The sequence below is a fragment of the Nocardia sp. IBHARD005 genome (assembly GCF_052814245.1).
Genome location: NZ_CP199935.1, coordinates 967,756 through 983,409 on the forward strand (window position 1 = coordinate 967,756; position 15,654 = coordinate 983,409).

Annotated in this window: 11 protein-coding genes; 6 read left to right on the forward strand and 5 right to left on the reverse strand. The window is 64.1% G+C overall.

What is annotated here, in order from left to right:
- Positions 1-160 precede the first annotated feature (160 nt).
- The gene (gene mycP, locus ACTWPB_RS04415) at positions 161-1,579 is read right to left on the reverse strand and encodes a type VII secretion-associated serine protease mycosin (protein WP_446224429.1); all 1,419 of its coding nucleotides are present in this window, start codon (positions 1,577-1,579) and stop codon (positions 161-163) included.
- The gene (gene eccD, locus ACTWPB_RS04420; RefSeq protein WP_446224430.1) at positions 1,576-3,042 is read right to left on the reverse strand and encodes a type VII secretion integral membrane protein EccD; all 1,467 of its coding nucleotides are present in this window, start codon (positions 3,040-3,042) and stop codon (positions 1,576-1,578) included. Before eccD ends, mycP begins: the two co-directional genes overlap by 4 nt.
- A gap of 185 nt (positions 3,043-3,227) precedes the next feature.
- Between eccD and eccCa the strand changes: the two genes are divergently transcribed.
- The 6 genes from eccCa (at position 3,228) to ACTWPB_RS04450 (ending at position 11,445) form a co-directional block, all read left to right on the forward strand.
- Positions 3,228-7,265: a type VII secretion protein EccCa gene (gene eccCa / locus ACTWPB_RS04425; RefSeq protein WP_446224431.1), complete on the forward strand. Its 4,038-nt coding sequence runs from the start codon at positions 3,228-3,230 to the stop codon at positions 7,263-7,265.
- Positions 7,262-8,701, forward strand: coding sequence for a type VII secretion-associated protein (locus ACTWPB_RS04430; RefSeq protein ID WP_446224432.1), 1,440 nt, complete (start codon positions 7,262-7,264; stop codon positions 8,699-8,701). The genes eccCa and ACTWPB_RS04430 overlap by 4 nt, the downstream gene beginning before the upstream one ends.
- The gene (locus ACTWPB_RS04435) at positions 8,698-9,066 is read left to right on the forward strand and encodes a hypothetical protein (protein WP_446224433.1); all 369 of its coding nucleotides are present in this window, start codon (positions 8,698-8,700) and stop codon (positions 9,064-9,066) included. Before ACTWPB_RS04430 ends, ACTWPB_RS04435 begins: the two co-directional genes overlap by 4 nt.
- A gap of 161 nt (positions 9,067-9,227) precedes the next feature.
- A complete protein-coding gene (locus tag ACTWPB_RS04440) occupies positions 9,228-9,845 on the forward strand; it encodes a hypothetical protein (RefSeq protein WP_446224434.1) in 618 nt (205 codons plus the stop codon).
- 943 nt (positions 9,846-10,788) lie between these two features.
- On the forward strand, positions 10,789-11,121 hold the full coding sequence (locus ACTWPB_RS04445; RefSeq protein WP_446224435.1) for a WXG100 family type VII secretion target: 333 nt from the start codon (positions 10,789-10,791) through the stop codon (positions 11,119-11,121).
- Positions 11,122-11,157: 36 nt separating this feature from the next.
- A complete protein-coding gene (locus tag ACTWPB_RS04450; RefSeq protein ID WP_446224436.1) occupies positions 11,158-11,445 on the forward strand; it encodes a WXG100 family type VII secretion target in 288 nt (95 codons plus the stop codon).
- A gap of 100 nt (positions 11,446-11,545) precedes the next feature.
- Here the strand turns inward: ACTWPB_RS04450 and ACTWPB_RS04455 are convergent, their stop codons facing one another.
- The 3 genes from ACTWPB_RS04455 to ACTWPB_RS04465 all read right to left on the reverse strand — a co-directional run bounded on the left by ACTWPB_RS04455 (position 11,546) and on the right by ACTWPB_RS04465 (position 15,633).
- Positions 11,546-12,775 (reverse strand): DUF7373 family lipoprotein, encoded by a 1,230-nt coding sequence (locus ACTWPB_RS04455; RefSeq protein ID WP_446224437.1) that lies wholly within the window; start codon positions 12,773-12,775, stop codon positions 11,546-11,548.
- Between the two features lie 26 nt (positions 12,776-12,801).
- The gene (locus ACTWPB_RS04460; RefSeq protein ID WP_446224438.1) at positions 12,802-13,911 is read right to left on the reverse strand and encodes a DUF7373 family lipoprotein; all 1,110 of its coding nucleotides are present in this window, start codon (positions 13,909-13,911) and stop codon (positions 12,802-12,804) included.
- Positions 13,912-14,085: 174 nt separating this feature from the next.
- A complete protein-coding gene (locus ACTWPB_RS04465) occupies positions 14,086-15,633 on the reverse strand; it encodes a protein kinase domain-containing protein (RefSeq protein ID WP_446224439.1) in 1,548 nt (515 codons plus the stop codon).
- Positions 15,634-15,654 lie beyond the last annotated feature (21 nt).

The window sequence follows — 15,654 nt, forward strand, 5'->3', positions numbered from 1 at the left end:
CCGCCTGCCACTCGCCACGACGCCACCAAGCCCACGCACGGAAACTCCGCTACCAGCGAAAACGATTACGAGACAACGAAATACAACTGTCGTGCTAGGGCTTCCCTCAGCACAAGTGTGAGACCCGCCTAACAGGCGCGCGACATCTTATGTCGCCCGGTCAGAGATCGTCGGCCGACATCCCGAACTTGCGGCGGATCGGGAACGACGCCAGCACGCCGAGGACCAGGATGAGGCCGATGGCACCGGAACCGATCAGGGCCACATTGCGCGCGGTGTTGTCCGCGGGCGGTGGAGGCGCGGGCACCGCGAGCTGCTGACTGCGGGCCGGGATGGCCTGCTTCGGCGGAAGTTCTTTGGGCACTTCGTTCGTCAGCGCCGCGACGGGGTCGACCGCGCCATAGCCGATGTACGGATTCCAGCCCTCGGCCGGTGCGTGGGCCGTGGCCTGCAGCCGCTGTATGACCTGTTTGGCGGTCAGATCGGGGAACCTGTCTCGCACCAGCGCGGCGACACCGGCGACGTAGGGCGAGGCGAAACTCGTTCCGCTGTAAGCCATGTACTTGCCTTGGTTGTCGTACTTGCCGTCGGAGATGCCGGTGGTCCTCGCGTCGAGCGAGGTGATGCCCTCTCCCGGTGCGGCAATGCCGACCCAAGGGCCGGGCACCGAGAACGACGACGGTGCGCCGTCCGCGCCGATCGCGCCGACCGACAGCACGTAGTCGTCGTACCAGGCAGGATTTACGTAGGTCCGGATCGTGCTCCAGAGATCCTGTGTCGGCTTGAGCGGGTCGGTGCCGGGATTGCTTGACTTGCAGGCATCGTCGGTGTTGCCCGCCGCGCTGATGATCACCGCGTCCCGTTCGACCGCCGCATATCGCACCGCCGCACCAAGCGCACGGAACGCGGGCACGTCCGCTGGGGAAGCAGGCAAACACGAGACCAGAGAGATGTTTATCACGCTGGCGCCGAAATCGGCCGCACGCACGATGGCACTCGCGAGTGAGGAGACCTTTCCGTAGCCATCGGGACGGTCTTCGGGCGTCTTGTCCCGCCCGGCGCCCTCGGTTTGGTATAGCGAGCTGGTCTGGCGAATGCTGAGAATCCGTGACTCGGGTGCGACACCGGAAAAGCCGTGGCCCTCGACCTGAGTCGCCCCGATGATCCCGGCGACCACCGTGCCGTGCACATCGCAGTCCTCGGTGCCGTTGCCCCCGGCGGCCACGTAATCGCCGCCAGCCCACAGGTCGGGCAGCCGGGGATGCGGTTGTACGCCGGTGTCGATCACCGCGACGAGTTGTCCTGCGCCACGGGAGAATTGCCACGCACGGTCGAGGTCGAGCGAACGCTGGCTGGTCGGAATGACCGCGAGCGAGTTACTCGCCTGCGTGCGGAAACACAAGCCGTTCGCACCGCTGCCTTTTTCGGTCTTGTCCGGCGGCGCGGCCGGATCACCAGCGGGCAGCATCCCGGGATCGATCGCAGGCGGCCGATCCGCGTGTGCGGTGCCGTACAGGCCGAATCCGGCGTTCAGCCCGACGACCAGAGCAACGGCCGTCAGTCGAAAGCCGAGCCTCACAGCCCGCGAACCAGCGAGTAGAGATCGGCGACCCAGAACACCAGCGGCAGCACCGCGGCGACGAACCCGTACTCCAGCAGCTCGACGGCCCGGCGCATCGGCGGGGTCGCGGACTGGTTCGGCACGATCAAGCCCATCACCAGCGCCGAGATCAGAATCACCAGCGCGGCGCCGAAAACGACCAGGGGCTGGCGCATTTCGACTGCGACGCCGATCAGCATCATCAGCACGATCGCCGAGCCACCCGCGATCAGCACGATGGCCTGTTCGGCGCCCGCGTAGGTGCGGCTGCGGAACATCAGCACCACCGCGCACACCAGCGCCATCGAGATACCCGGCCAGTAGGGATCCTCGGCACCGGCGTTGATCGCCAGCAGCGCGCCGGCGACGGTGACCAGCGTGGTCGCGCTGACCAGGCCGGCGAGGTAGTTACGGGCCCGCTCCGACCGCGCGCGCAGTGCGTCGAGGGTCGGCAGGGCGCGGTGGTCGTCCGGATCGTCCTCGGTCGGGTCGATCGGGGTGCCGGGGGAGGGGACCGGCGGCAGCGGCAGCTTGGCCAGCAGCATCGAAACACGTGGCGAGAGTGACAGTCCGGCCAAACCGAGCGCGGCGACGACCGCGCCGATCGCCTTGACCGGCTGATCGGTGAGCAAGCCCACCAGCGCGGCGGGTACGCCGAACACCGAGACGGTCGCCGCCCCGATGAACAGCGCAAGGCCGATGCCGGTGACCCGCCAAGCGAGCACCGCGATGGCGCCGAGCAGTGCGAATCCGAGCAGCAGATGCGCCGCGCCGTAGTGATCGGGGACCAGCAGCATGCCGCCGGTGAACGCGGTCGGCAGCGCACAGCCACCGAGCACCAGCGCGGCCGAGGCGTCGCGGTACATGCGGCTCAGCACGGTGCCCGCCACCACACAGAGGATCGAGACGAACAGCGCCAGCGACCCGGAAACCCAGAACGGCAACGCGTCCGGCGCGGCCAGCAGGCCGAAGCAGCCCACCAGCATGGTGAGCGCGGCGAGCACCGAACCGGTGATGCGGGCCGTCTTCGGCGTCCAGCTGCGGTAGTGCTCGGCGTCGGCGACCGCGACGTTGTACATGATGTCGTCGAACAGTGGCGTCGGCGCCGCGTGCGAGGCGCTCTCCAGCATGAGCAGCTCGCCGTCGCGCACGCCTTGTTCGCCGAGGCTCAGCGAGTTCGAGAACGGTGGGTGGCCGATGCGCGCGAGCACCCATTCGGCAGGCTCGTAGCGTTCGCCGTCGTTGTCGAAATCATTCGACCGGCTGTGCTGCGCGACCATGTCGACCACGCTGGGAATGACCAGGGCAACCGGTACATCGACTGGAATAGCCATGTCTACCTGCGTGTGCTTGGCCAGGATGGTTACTCGGGCAAGGTCCGGCGCGCGAACGATGCCGCGTGCGGAGTCCTCTTCCACATGATCGAGTCGCGCGTGCGTCAAAACTCCCCCAGTTCCGTCTCTACCTCGTGTTTCCGCTCGACCGCTCAGAAGGTCGACAGTTTGCGGAACCCACCGTTCGGACAGCAGAATGCCTGACGAACCATACGACATGTCGGCCGCGACCTCTACACTGAGCCCGTCGCGACGAAGGACAGCGAGTAGTCAAGCAGGGGGAGTCTTCGACCATGAGCACCGTCAGGTTCCAGCGCCGTGCCCGGCGCGAGATGCCGCGTACACCGGGTGGCGAGGTCACCTTGCAGCCGCCGCCGGAGATCCCGCGGATCACCCCGGGCAACCTGCTGCAGAAGCTGATGCCCGTCGTGATGGTGGTCGGCATGGTCGGCATGATGGCGCTGATGTTCACCCAGGGCAGCGGCATGCTGTCCAACCCGATGTCGATGATGTTCCCGATGATGATGATCATGTCGATGGTCACCATGTTCGGACAGGGTGGTGGCAAGGGCGCCAAGGCGGCCGAGGCCAACGAGGACCGCAAGGACTACCTGCGCTACCTCGATCAGGTCCGTAAGGATGTCGACGAGACCGCCAAGCAGCAGCGTGCCGCCGTCGAGTGGAGCCACCCCGAGCCCGGCCTGATCTGGATGCTCGCCGGCACCAGCCGGATGTGGGAGCGCCGCTCCGGCGACAAGGATTTCTGCCACGCGCGCATCGGCCTCGGCGGTCAGCGTCTGGCGACCAGGCTGGTGGCCCCCGAAACCGGCCCCGTCGAAGAACTCGAGCCCATCGCCGCGGTGTCGCTGCGCCGTTTCGTGCGCGCGCATTCCACGGTCCCCGACCTGCCGACCGCCATCGCGGTAAAGGGCTTCGGCACCGTCGCCCTTGACGGCGACCGCGCCCAGGCGCGCGACATGACGCGCGCGATGTTGTTGCAGCTGTGCATGTTCCAGGCGCCCGACCAGGTGCTCGTCGCCGTGGTCTGCGGCCCGGACACCGCCCGGGAGTGGGAGTGGACCAAGTGGCTTCCCCACACCCAGCACCCCGAGGTGCAGGACGGCATCGGCACCCAGCGCATGTTCTACGGCTCCATCCGCGAGGCCATGAGCGGCCTGCATCCACTGCTCGGCAACCGGGTGCGTTACTCGCGTAACCAGCCGAACAACCCGAACATGGTGCACGTGGTGATCGTCGTCGACGGCGGTCTGCTCGAGGCCGAGGACGACCAGCTGCGCGAGTCCGGGTACGAGGGTGTCACCATCATCGACCTGTGCAATTACGCACCGCGCCTTGCCGTTTCACGCGGCATCAAGATGGTCGTCGAAGACGGCGAGTGCCTCGGCCGTGGCGCCACCGGCAACCAGGAACGCTTCGCCACCATCGACCGCGTCAGCGCCGAGCAGGCCCAGCAGCTCGCCCGCAGGCTCGCGCCCTACCGCGCGGCCACCCAGCGCAGCAGCGACGTCGAGACCGACGAGACCGAGACGATCTCCACCTGGTCGCAGCTGATGAGCCTGGGCGATATCGGTAACTTCAACCCGGCCAGCGCCTGGCGTCCCCGCTACGGCCGCGAGCGTCTGCGCGTGCCGTTCGGCATCGGCGCCGACGGTGCCCCGGTGGAACTCGACATCAAGGAAGCCGCCGAGAACGGCATGGGCCCACACGGCCTGTGCATCGGCGCGACCGGTTCCGGTAAGTCGGAATTCCTGCGCACCCTGGTGCTCAGCCTGCTCGCCACCCACTCGCCCGACCAGCTCAACCTGGTGCTGGTCGACTTCAAGGGTGGCGCGACCTTCCTCGGCCTCGACGGCGTCCCACACGTCGCCGCGGTCATCACCAACCTCGAGGACGAAGCCGACCTCGTCGACCGTATGAAGGACGCACTGGCGGGCGAGATGAACCGCCGCCAGGAAGTCCTGCGCCAGGCGGGTAACTTCGCCAACGTCTCCGAATACGAGAAGGCCCGCGCGGCAGGCGCCGACCTTGACCCGCTGCCCGCGCTGTTCGTCGTGCTCGACGAGTTCTCCGAACTGCTCACCCAGCACCCCGACTTCGCGGAACTGTTCGTGATGATCGGCCGCCTCGGACGCTCGCTACAGGTCCACCTCCTGCTCGCCTCGCAGCGTCTGGAGGAAGGCAAGCTCAAGGGCCTGGAATCGCACCTGTCCTACCGCATCGGCCTGAAGACCTTCTCCGCCAACGAGTCCCGCCAGGTCCTCGGCGTCCCCGACGCCTACAACCTGCCGAGCACCCCCGGCGGCGGTTACCTCAAGTCCGACTCGGGTGAGATCCAGCGCTTTCAGGCCTCGTATGTGTCAGGTGCGTATGTCGGTGGTGGATCGGCACGTGAGGTCACCAGCGCGGGCATCGTCGGCGGTGAAATCGACGTCAACGCCCGGCCTTTCGCCGCGACCCACGTCGGCTTCCGTGCCGCCGATCGGGTCCCGCTGCCGGTGGAGGCCGAGTTCGAGCCGGAGCCGGTCGGCGACGAGAACGAGCAGATGTCGAACCTGAACATGCTGGTCTCGCGCATCTCGGGCCACGGCAGGCCCGCCCATGAGATCTGGCTGCCGCCGCTCGACGAAGCGCCGACGATGGATCAGCTTGTGCCGCGCTCGATCCTCACCGGCGAGTACTCCGCGATCGCCACCCTGCGTGCCCCCATGGGCATCGTCGACCGCCCCTACGACCAGCGTCGCGACCCGTTCGTCGTCGACCTGTCGGGTTCACGAGGCAACGTCGCGATCGTCGGTGGCCCGCAGTCGGGCAAGTCGACCGCCCTGCGTTCGATGATCATGGCGATGGCGTTGACACACACCGCCGAGCAGGTGCAGTTCTACTGCCTCGACTTCGGTGGCGGCACGATGACCAGCCTGCTCGGCCTGCCGCACGTCGGTTCGGTGGCCAGCCGTCTCGACGAGGACCAGGTCCGCCGCACCGTCGCCGAGATGACCACGATCGTGCGCACCCGTGAGGCGAAGTTCCGTCAGCTCGGCATCGAGTCGATGGTCGAGTTCCGTCGCCTGCGTTCGATGGACCCGGCCTCCAGCCCGGCCGCGGCGGGCGCGCACGAGGATCCGTTCGGTGATGTGTTCCTGGTGATCGACGGCTACGGCTCGATCCGTCAGGACTTCGACGCGCTCGAGCAAGTCATCATGAACCTTGCGGTGCAGGGTCTTTCGTATGGCGTGCACGTGGTGATCGCGCTCGCCCGCTGGGCGGAAGCCCGGCCGGCGCTCAAAGACCAGATCGGCACCCGCATCGAGCTTCGCCTCGGTGACCCGATGGATTCCGACCTCGGCCGTAAGTTCGCGTCGCTGGTTCCGCAGGGTCGGCCGGGTCGCGGTATGACCGCCGAGTGCCTGCATATGCTCACCGCGTTGCCGCGGATCGACGGTTCTGCCGATCCGTCGAACCTGGGTCAGGCTGTGGCGAGCGCCGTGGAGACGATCGCCCGGATGACACCGGGACGTCCCGCACCGCAGGTCCGCATGCTGCCCGACAGTCTGCCCCGCGAACAGCTGCTGTACCTGGCAGGCAACTGGCCCTCGCGCGTCGATCCCTCGACCAAGTGCATGCGCATCCCGATCGGTATCAACGAGGCCGAGCTCGCCCCGGTCTACATCGACTTCGCGGAGAGCCCGCACTTCATCATCATCGGTGACTCCGAGTCCGGGAAGACCACGCTGCTGCGCTCGATCATCGAGGGCATCGCGGCGTCGAACACCCCGAACGAGGCGCGCTTCATCGTCGGCGACTACCGCCGCTCGATGCTGGGCATCATCCCCGAGGGGTACCAGGCAGGATACGGTTCCACCGCACCGCAATTCACCCAGAACATGGCCGATCTCGCGGCATATGTCGCCAAGCGGACCCCCGGTCCGGAGGTGACGCCACAGCAGCTGCGTGAGCGTTCGTGGTGGACCGGCCCCGAGCTGTATGTGCTCGTCGACGACTACGACCTGGTCGCTACCTCATCGGGCAACCCGGTCGCCGCACTCGTCGAGCATCTGCCGCACGCCCGCGACCTCGGCTTCCACCTGATCATCGCTCGCCGCTCCGGTGGTGCCAGCCGCGCCATGTACGAGGCGACGCTGGCGCGGATGAAGGACCTCGGTTCGGCCGCCCTGGTGATGAGCTGCAGCAAAGACGAAGGTGTCATGGTCGGTACCACCCGCCCCGGCCCCAAGCCGCCCGGGCGTGGCACGTTCGTCACGCGAAATTCCGAGGGCCTGGTCCAGACCGCCTGGATGCCGCAAGCGGAATGACCGTCGTCGAGCTGGTTGTCAGCGAAGCCAAGATATGGGCGCGCGGCACGACCACCCACTGGGACGTCGCGCCGTCGATCATGTTGGGCAGCAACGGTTCCGATCTGGTCGTCGGCGAACCGTTGACCCCGCCCACCCAGGCGGTTTCAGCGGTGCAGTACGTGGCTGGCGGTGTGATCGCGTTGCCACCTCGGATGCCGACGGTGGGCCAGGCGCTGTCCGCGGTGCTCGGGGCAATCATGGACTCCCTGCGTGTCACGCCGTTGTGCGAGCGGATAGTCGTAGTGCACCCCACCTCGTGGGGTCAGCCCGAACTCGACCTCTTCGGTACTGCCGCTGGGCAGTTCACGCACGAGGTCGAGTTCGAGACGTGCGCGCTACGAGCCTCCGCGATCGATGTCACCGCCAGCCGTAGCCGCCGCACGGTGATCATCGAGTTCGGGATGCTGTCGACCTCCGCGTCGTCGGTCATCTACGACATCAATGGCACGCATGTCGGGGCGGTCGAGGTGGAACCCAACCTCGCCGCCTCTGAGCTCGCCGATGAGGAAGGCTTCGGCCACCTGGCGGTGCTACTGGGCCGCCTGCTGACCGAGTGCCCCGTCGACGTCGTCCAGGTGTTCGGAACCACCGACCCGGCCGTGCTGGCAGCGGTCACCGCAGTCGTCGAAGGTGTCTTCGGCGCAGGAGTAGTCGTGAGCCCTTTGACGGGAACGGATCTGGCCCGCCCCGTCCAGAAGGCTCCGGCCTACACCCCGACCATCCCGCCAGCCGCCGAGTGGATGCAACCCCTGCGCGAGCGCGCCGCGGCCACCAACCCGGTCGACCGCCGCCCGCTCTATCTCGGCGCCGCAGCACTGGTCGCGGTCGTCGCCGCAGCAGCAATCGGCGGTTTCTTGCTGTTCGGGTCCAGCCACCAGGAAGCCACCGCCGCCGTCGCGACCACCACCACAGCCCCACCGGCTCCTACCTCGGCCGCCAAACCGCCGACGATATCTTCGAAGCCCAAACCCCAACCCGCTCCCCAAACCCTCGGCAGAGTTGTCGTCACCATCCCGTCGGGCTGGCACAGCACCACCGCCACCGAGACCCGCACCGACCTGGCCCCCGACGACGCCACCCGCCAACGCATCACTATCACCCAGCAACCGGTCTCGGCAGGCGCGGGCTACGACGAGGTCGCCGCCACCCTCACCGCCCAAATCGCCAAAAAACCCGCTGGAACAGTCACCCCCGTCCGCCGAGACGTAGTCTTCGCCGGCCGCCCCGGCCTTGCCTACGAAGAACACCCCGCAGACGGGTCCACCGTCCGATGGCAGGTATTGGTCGAACGCGGAGTCCAGGTCAGCATCGGCTGCCAGCATGCCGAAAACGGTTGGGACGGTGTGATGTCCGCTTGCGAGCAGGTCGTCGGAGCGGTGCGCGTAGGCCAATGAAACGCACGCTCCTCGCAGCGCTGCCGGTAATCAGTACGCTAGCCTGCAGTTCGCCGGACCTGTCGACCTCGAACGCCCCGTCGTGCCCCACCGGCATCCCATTTGCCACCACCGAACACCCCGACGGCTTCACCATCCATGCCCCACAACTCCCGGGCTGGAAGGTGCGGGAGGTCGAGGGCGGCGGAGGCTTCGTATTCCACCACTTCGAGACCACCGAGGGCGACAACCCGTCCTTCGCCGCGGCCACCGTCACCGCCGTAACCTTCTTCCCCGCGAAACCGCCGACGACGCCTACAACACCTTGCGGAAGCTCGGCCCCCGCGCCGCCGGTTGGCAGCAGCAATCACGCTCCGACGACGTAGAGATCTGCGGCAAACCGGCCCACCTGACCCTGAGCGGCATCCGCATCAGCCCGTAGCCGACGCTCAGGCGAGGGTTTCTTCGATAGGGGTGGGGTCAGCCACCGCAGCAGGGATGGTCGCCCCAGCCTCCGCAGCGGAACCCGTGGTGGAAGTCGCCGCTCGTGTTGGTCGGCGGCGTTGTTGTTGTGATCGGTGCGCTGGTGGTCGGGGTTGTCGCGGTCTCCAGTGGAGGAGACGCCGAAGCCGGTACGGTCGCAGCATCCTCGTCGGCAGTCCAGGAAGCGCCCTCGGCTCCCACCTCCGCAAAGAGCACCTCCAAGGCGGTGCCGCCATCGAGCAAAGCTGCCCCGCAACCTGTTTCGACAGACGCCAAGGCTGTCCTGGAGGCGCTGCCGGCACCTCTGCGTGAAGTCGTCGCGGTCAACAACATCACCGAGAAGGCTCCGATCGGCAACGACCCGTACGCGGTAAGAGTGGTGTTCACGGTGCCGGCGAAGAACAGCCTGACAGTGGGACTCCTGCGAACCGCCGTCGACATCGACCGCTACCCGATCGCCTGGCTCGACACCAACCCGGACAAGCTACTGCGTATGTGGAGCAGTCAGCACCCGGAGTGGTTGATCGACAAGGGCGAGAAGAAGTTCCGCGTCGACGACACCATCCCAGGCGGCGGCGCCACAGTGGAGACCTTCAACACCGCGACGAGGCTCTACACCTCGATGTCGGGCTTCAAAGACAAAGACTCGGCCTTGAAGTATCTCGAGCGCGCGGGGTTCTGACGGGGATCAGTCGGCCCACGGCCGGGTGAGCAACTGCAAGAAACTCACGGACTATGAATACCCGGTCCCGCCCGATTCGCTCGTCCTGCAACATCCCAGCCGCGGCCGGCCCGCTGAGCCAACTGGTCGCGGTGGGGCGAGAGACGTTGCAGCGATGACTGTGGCGATCCGGTACTACGGCTGTTCGAACAGCACGGCCTCGAGCTCCGATCTTGATCGTGCTGCACACCCGCACCGCCGTCGATGTGGTCAGCCCTCGTGTCATCGTGTTGATCAAGACTGTGGGGTTCGGCATAGCCATAGCGGCCTCGCCCCGAGGTGATATGTAAAGTTTCCGGCGATTTCTTTACATGTCACGCGAACATGCAAAGTTTCTTGCAACGACACATGTGATGGCCAAGTGGTCGCCGCGACGGGCGGTGACGGAGGTCTTGATCGACAGTGCGATGTCCAGGCGGCTGACGGGAATTGTTGCTGTAGAGGATATTTCGATGCCGCGTACTACAGGCCGGAGGTAGCTCTGCGGACCACCGCGCAGTCCGGCGGGGTCTGCACCCTTGACGGGTCTGTGTTCAGAGCGGCGCACCACCTCCAGCGCGTGATGTCAGGGAGAAGAGCCGTAGCGGCGAAAGCGGGGGTTCAGCTAAGGTGGCCTCGTTGGCTCGTGCACTACGGAGCCGGACACACGCCAGGGGAGTAACGGGGGGAGATATGAACGACGTGCAGAACGTCAAGTCCGAGGCCGTACCAGTCGGCCCCGTACATGCCTCTGACCATGTGGTCCTGTCTTCGACGCGCACCTACATGCTGACAACGGGGGCTACCGCGACCGTGCGCCAAGGTTTTTTCGAATCGATGGAACCGATCGGGCACCGCGCGCGTCCAACTATATGAACGAGGCCAAACCGACCCGCGACGTTGGCCGTGAGCAGGGAGCAGTGCAATGACGACTACGAACTTCACTACCGAAATCGACGGCCTCGATTCAGAGGTCGCACGGTTCGTCCAGCGCCACGACGAGATCGCGGCTGCGATCAAGGCGCTCAAGGCACTCGAAGACGGCATCACCACCGGGTCCAACTGGCAGGGTGCTGCACGTGATGCATTCAACGCGTTCATGGAGCGGTTCTACTTCCAGGCCGACAAGATGAACGATCAGCTCATGCAGACGTCAGAGAATCTGCGGAAGATGAGTGGGACTCTGACCGATCACGACGTGGCCTTCAAGGGTCAGGTTGATGCGCAGATGTCCAGCCTGGATCTTCCCGCAGTCTAATCCGGTATCTCTCCTACTCCGAAAGGATAAATCCCCATGTCTAGTGTGATTTCTGCCAACTTTGATGGCGTCGCCGAGAACGCCAAGAAGCTCGTCGCCGATGGTGAGGCGCTTGCCAATGACCTCCAGGATTTCCACCGGCAGGTCGACGCCTTCTTCCAGGCCCAGGGCGGCCAGGCCAAGGAAGCCGTCGTTGCCTACCAGACCACGTGGAACCAGCACGTACAGCAGCTGACCGAGACCCTTCAGGGCGCCGGTCGTCTGGTCGACAAGGGTAACTCCGAGCTTCAGGACAAGGACAAGGCACTCGCTGGCCTGTTCTGATCTCGAACTGGTTCGGGCCCCTGCACAGTTTGTGCAGGGGCCCGAACTCGTTCAGTAGTTGCTCGTTACGCTTCTACTGGCTGTTTGCCAAGATCGCGTGCTATTGGGCATTAGCTAAGACGGCGTACTGCGCCGCTGCACGCTGGTAGGCGTCATTGATCTGGTGACTGCTGACGACCGCTACGTATTGACGGTAGCGGACCGAGCATGAGAACCGCTTGGTGTCACTGGACGTAACTTTGTTCTCGATGCACGTAGTATTGGGTACTGCGGTAGGCGGGGCTGCTGGTCCGAATCGAGGTCCCTCGAACAAACCAGTTTGAAACTTCTCAGCGGAGAGGGTATCGCGTGCTCGAAAAACAGTTGCTTCCCAGCCGATTCCGACGTGCTCTACCCCGTTCTCCTGGTAGAGGGCCTGGTGCTCCTGTTCATCTCGTCGGACATGCAGGAAACCTTTGAGACCGTACGATGCCGACCGATTGGTTTCTGGGCCGCCCAACTGTTCGCGGTTGAGCGCGCGTTCCAAAAGGCGGGCGGGATCGTTGTCGAGCATAAGAATTTCCATCGGTGTGAGCGGTGGCAGTTTGTCTAATGCTGGCAATTGGATGTCGAGAACTCTATCTGCGAGATCTTTCAGTTGTGCCAAATCGGGTGATGGAACACCCACATTCAGGATTGCCGCATAACTGCCTCGCGCAATGGTTACAGCCATCGTGGGGATGCCTGGACGCCAATGCGCTTGGGCGGCTGGGTACTTGTCGAGGGATACTTTTTGATTCTGGTCGGGGGCAACCGAAAAATCCAAGGACTCGATCGACTCAGCAGCGCGCGCCGCAGCAACCTGATTGGGAAACTGCATTACACGAATGCCGAAATAGGTCGGCTGAAGCGAGCGTTGGATATCTGCGAGCTCATCGTCGCCGGGAGCCAAGGCGAACCCGGTAAAATACTCTTTGTCTGAGCTTGCAGTGCTGAACCCGTACAACATTCGGTGCTCTTTGAGTATCGGCTGGAGTCTGTTGCCCATCGCGTAAGGCAAGCGTTCGGGAGCGAACGAGTCCCAAGCCCCGTACTTCAGTTTCGGATCCACCTCGGTTCCGAGCACTAGATTGTCTGCGAGACGCATAGATGCAAGAGCCTGGCCGTTCGTGAAGCTGTTCTTGTACTCGTAATACGCGCTCACTGGAAGCGTCGGATACTTGCCGACGTCGAGCGTGCGGACATCGATTTCGCCAGCGAGCGCTGTTCCACCGACCTCTGAGCCGCAGCCCGTCACCAACACCGATGAAAATGCTGCAAAGGCTGCCGATTTCATTAAAGATTTACGCATAATCTGTCCTCGCTTCCATCGGGTTGCTATTTGCCGTTGGCCAAGAGTGAGTACTGTGCGGAGATCCGCTGGTGTGCGTCAGTGAGCTGATTAGCGGCAATATTGGCTGCGTATCGGCCGAAGCTGACTGAGCAATGATACCGAGGGGAAGCGCCACGGAATTGCTCGCGACTTTCGTGGCAAGTGGCTGTCGGAAGACCGGTCGGACTCGGTGCTACCACGAACATGCGACCGAAATGGGCACGATGATCTGCCAGCAATCGCGCGGACTCGGGATCCTTTGTCCGGTACAGCGCTCCGCCGTTGAATGCAGCTAGATCAACGCCCGTTTCGTCAAACAATTTCTTGTCTGCATTAGTGTCGGGTGAGATCTGCAATGCGCCATGCTTCTCGTACACCGCCGGTATCGTGACCTTGTTAGTCACCGAGTCGTTGGTCGCGGGAACTGTCATCGCAAGCATGCCGTCGATGTCCCGATCCAGAGTGCCCCATTGTTCGCGAGAGGTCGGTGTGAACTTCGATAACCTCCCAGGCATCGCAGCGACGACTTTCTCGGCCTTCGCCTGCATTCCTGTGAGATCTTCAGAGCCGATTTGGTGGTTGAGATGGTCTCGTATTATTGTCAAAGTCGCAATGTGCCCGAACGAATGCCACGCGAAAAGTGAATGATATTCCGGAGACCAAAAGGCGTAAGCATCTGGATAGTTTTCGAGTTGGGTGCGTTGATATTTCTCGCCGAGGACTTGGAAATGCTTGTCTCCCAATGCGGGAACTGCATTCTTCGCTGCCGTGGGGTCTGTGAATAGCAGTGTGAAGTTGTTCAGCTGCCAAGAGAGGTTTGCGACAGCGTTCGTTCTTGCTTCGCTGTAGTATCCTGAGATGAATCCTGGCGCTGTTGTTTCAAACACATCACGGCCTAAAGTCAGTTCACGAGAAATCGGTTGCTGTGAGACGTCTGTAAACGTGCGGCTTTGATTGAACCCGTAGGTGAAATTCAAGGCCGGTTCGATCTCTGCTGGCAAGGGAACGAACTCGGCCAGGCGTCGTGCTTCGACCAGGGCTGCCTCTTCGTCAGTCTTGGCCGTTCCCAACGGAACTGGTTTGCCCGGGTAGTTTCCCAGGTCGAGTTGGCTCACGTCGATCTGGGGTTCAGGGGCCGCCGCAGGGCTAGCGCCACCTCCGCAACCCGTCGCGAGCAGGCATGCGATAGAAAGTGCTGCGCTTACCGCTCCTCGGTATGCATTTTTATTAGTCACTTCGATGAGCTCCGTACGAAATGCAAAGCATCCCCCATGGTAGAAAGACGATTTCTAACGTATTTTTGATTTAAGTATCGGTACTAGCTTGCTGACCAGTAGCGCCTCGGATTCCGGCGACCAATTTCTCATGGCGGACACCGTGCTGGGATCATCGACGGGGATCACAACGGCCCTTGAGCTGGTTATTCCGTACGGGAGTCCCAGTAGGCCACCCCCGCCGGCCTTCTCATCGCTTCGCAGTACGATGACGTAGCTATCATCGGGCGCCTCGAGTGCGCCCGATCCGTCCGTTACTTCTTTGGGTGATGGAATACCCTCGGTATTCGTGTATTCGAAGTTGTAGACGAGCCCAAGTTTTTCCATGAACTGCGTCTGCGGGCTGCCTGACAAATAGATTCCGAACTTGAACTTCTGTTGCGTGACGTCAAGGAGCGTCACCGTCTTGCCTTGGAACGCGGGATTGTCCTTGCGCGCCTGTTCGAGAGGTGACAGGGCGGCGGTCGGTGCGCTGGTGGTTGGGGGGCTGTCGGTGGGGGTTCCCGATCCGCTGGTGGCCCAGATGCCTGCTCCGGCGCCGAGGGCGACGACGAGCGCGACGGCCCCGCCTATTGCTGCGAGGCGTTTGGTCTTGTTCGGGGAAGTGGCGGCGGTGAGGCCGGGGAGGGAGGTGTTTGCTCGCGGGTCGGTGTACTCGCGCGGCGGCATCACCTGGATCGGGTATGTCGGTGAGGTGTTGTGGCCGACCGGGTCGAACCCCGGTACCAGCGCGTTCGCGGCGGCGTCGGTGAACTCACGGCAGGTGGAGTACCGCTCGGCGGGGTTCTTGGCCATCGCTCGGGCGAAGACGTGGTCGATGGCGTGGGGGAGGCCTGGGCGGACGGCGGTGGCCTGGGGCGGGGGCTGGTGGAGGTGGCCCATCATGACCATCGCGGGTTGGGCTGCGGGGTAAGGGTTTTGGCCGGTGAGGAGTTTGTAGAACGCGCAGGCGAGGCTGTAGATGTCGGCGCGATGGTCCAGGGAGGCGCCACTGAGCTGCTCGGGTGGCGCGTAGGCGATGGTGGCGAGGAAGCTGCCGGTTTGGGTGAGTTCGGTGGCGTCGTCGGTGGACTTCGCGACACCGAAGTCGGTAAGGAAGATGCGTTCTTCGTCGTCGTCGGTCGCGGTGGACAGGAGGAAGTTGGCCGGCTTCACGTCACGGTGCAGAAGACCGCGACGGTGCGCGTAGTCCAGACCCTTGCCGACTTCGGTGGTGATCCGCAGAGCGCGCAGAGGCGTCATCGCGTGCGGATCACGAGCGAGCTCGGCAGCCGCGTCCGTGCCTTCGACATACTGCATGGCGATCCACAGCTGGCCGTGTTCCTCGCCGCGGTTGTACACCGACACGATGTTCGGGTGGTCCAAACCTGCGGCCAGGTTCGCTTCGCGTTCGAATCGAGCCCGGAACTCCGGATCACGGCTCAGCTCGGCGCTCAGGACCTTCAGTGCGTCCATGCGAGGCAGGCTCGGGTGTTTGCCGAGGTAGACAGTGCCCATGCCGCCCGCGCCGAGGATCCGTTGGATGCGATATCCACCCACGATGGTTCCAGGATTCAACGCCATGTCCCACTAACTCCTGATTCG

Bases quoted from the DNA above. Each gene is read 5' to 3' on its own strand.
- eccCa (WP_446224431.1), top strand. From the start codon at position 3,228: ATGAGCACCGTCAGGTTCCAGCGCCGTGCCCGGCGCGAGATGCCGCGT.
- ACTWPB_RS04430 (WP_446224432.1), top strand. From the start codon at position 7,262: ATGACCGTCGTCGAGCTGGTTGTCAGCGAAGCCAAGATATGGGCGCGC.
- ACTWPB_RS04435 (WP_446224433.1), top strand. From the start codon at position 8,698: ATGAAACGCACGCTCCTCGCAGCGCTGCCGGTAATCAGTACGCTAGCC.
- ACTWPB_RS04445 (WP_446224435.1), top strand. From the start codon at position 10,789: ATGACGACTACGAACTTCACTACCGAAATCGACGGCCTCGATTCAGAG.
- ACTWPB_RS04450 (WP_446224436.1), top strand. From the start codon at position 11,158: ATGTCTAGTGTGATTTCTGCCAACTTTGATGGCGTCGCCGAGAACGCC.
- ACTWPB_RS04455 (WP_446224437.1), bottom strand. From the start codon at position 12,775: ATGCGTAAATCTTTAATGAAATCGGCAGCCTTTGCAGCATTTTCATCG.
- ACTWPB_RS04465 (WP_446224439.1), bottom strand. From the start codon at position 15,633: ATGGCGTTGAATCCTGGAACCATCGTGGGTGGATATCGCATCCAACGG.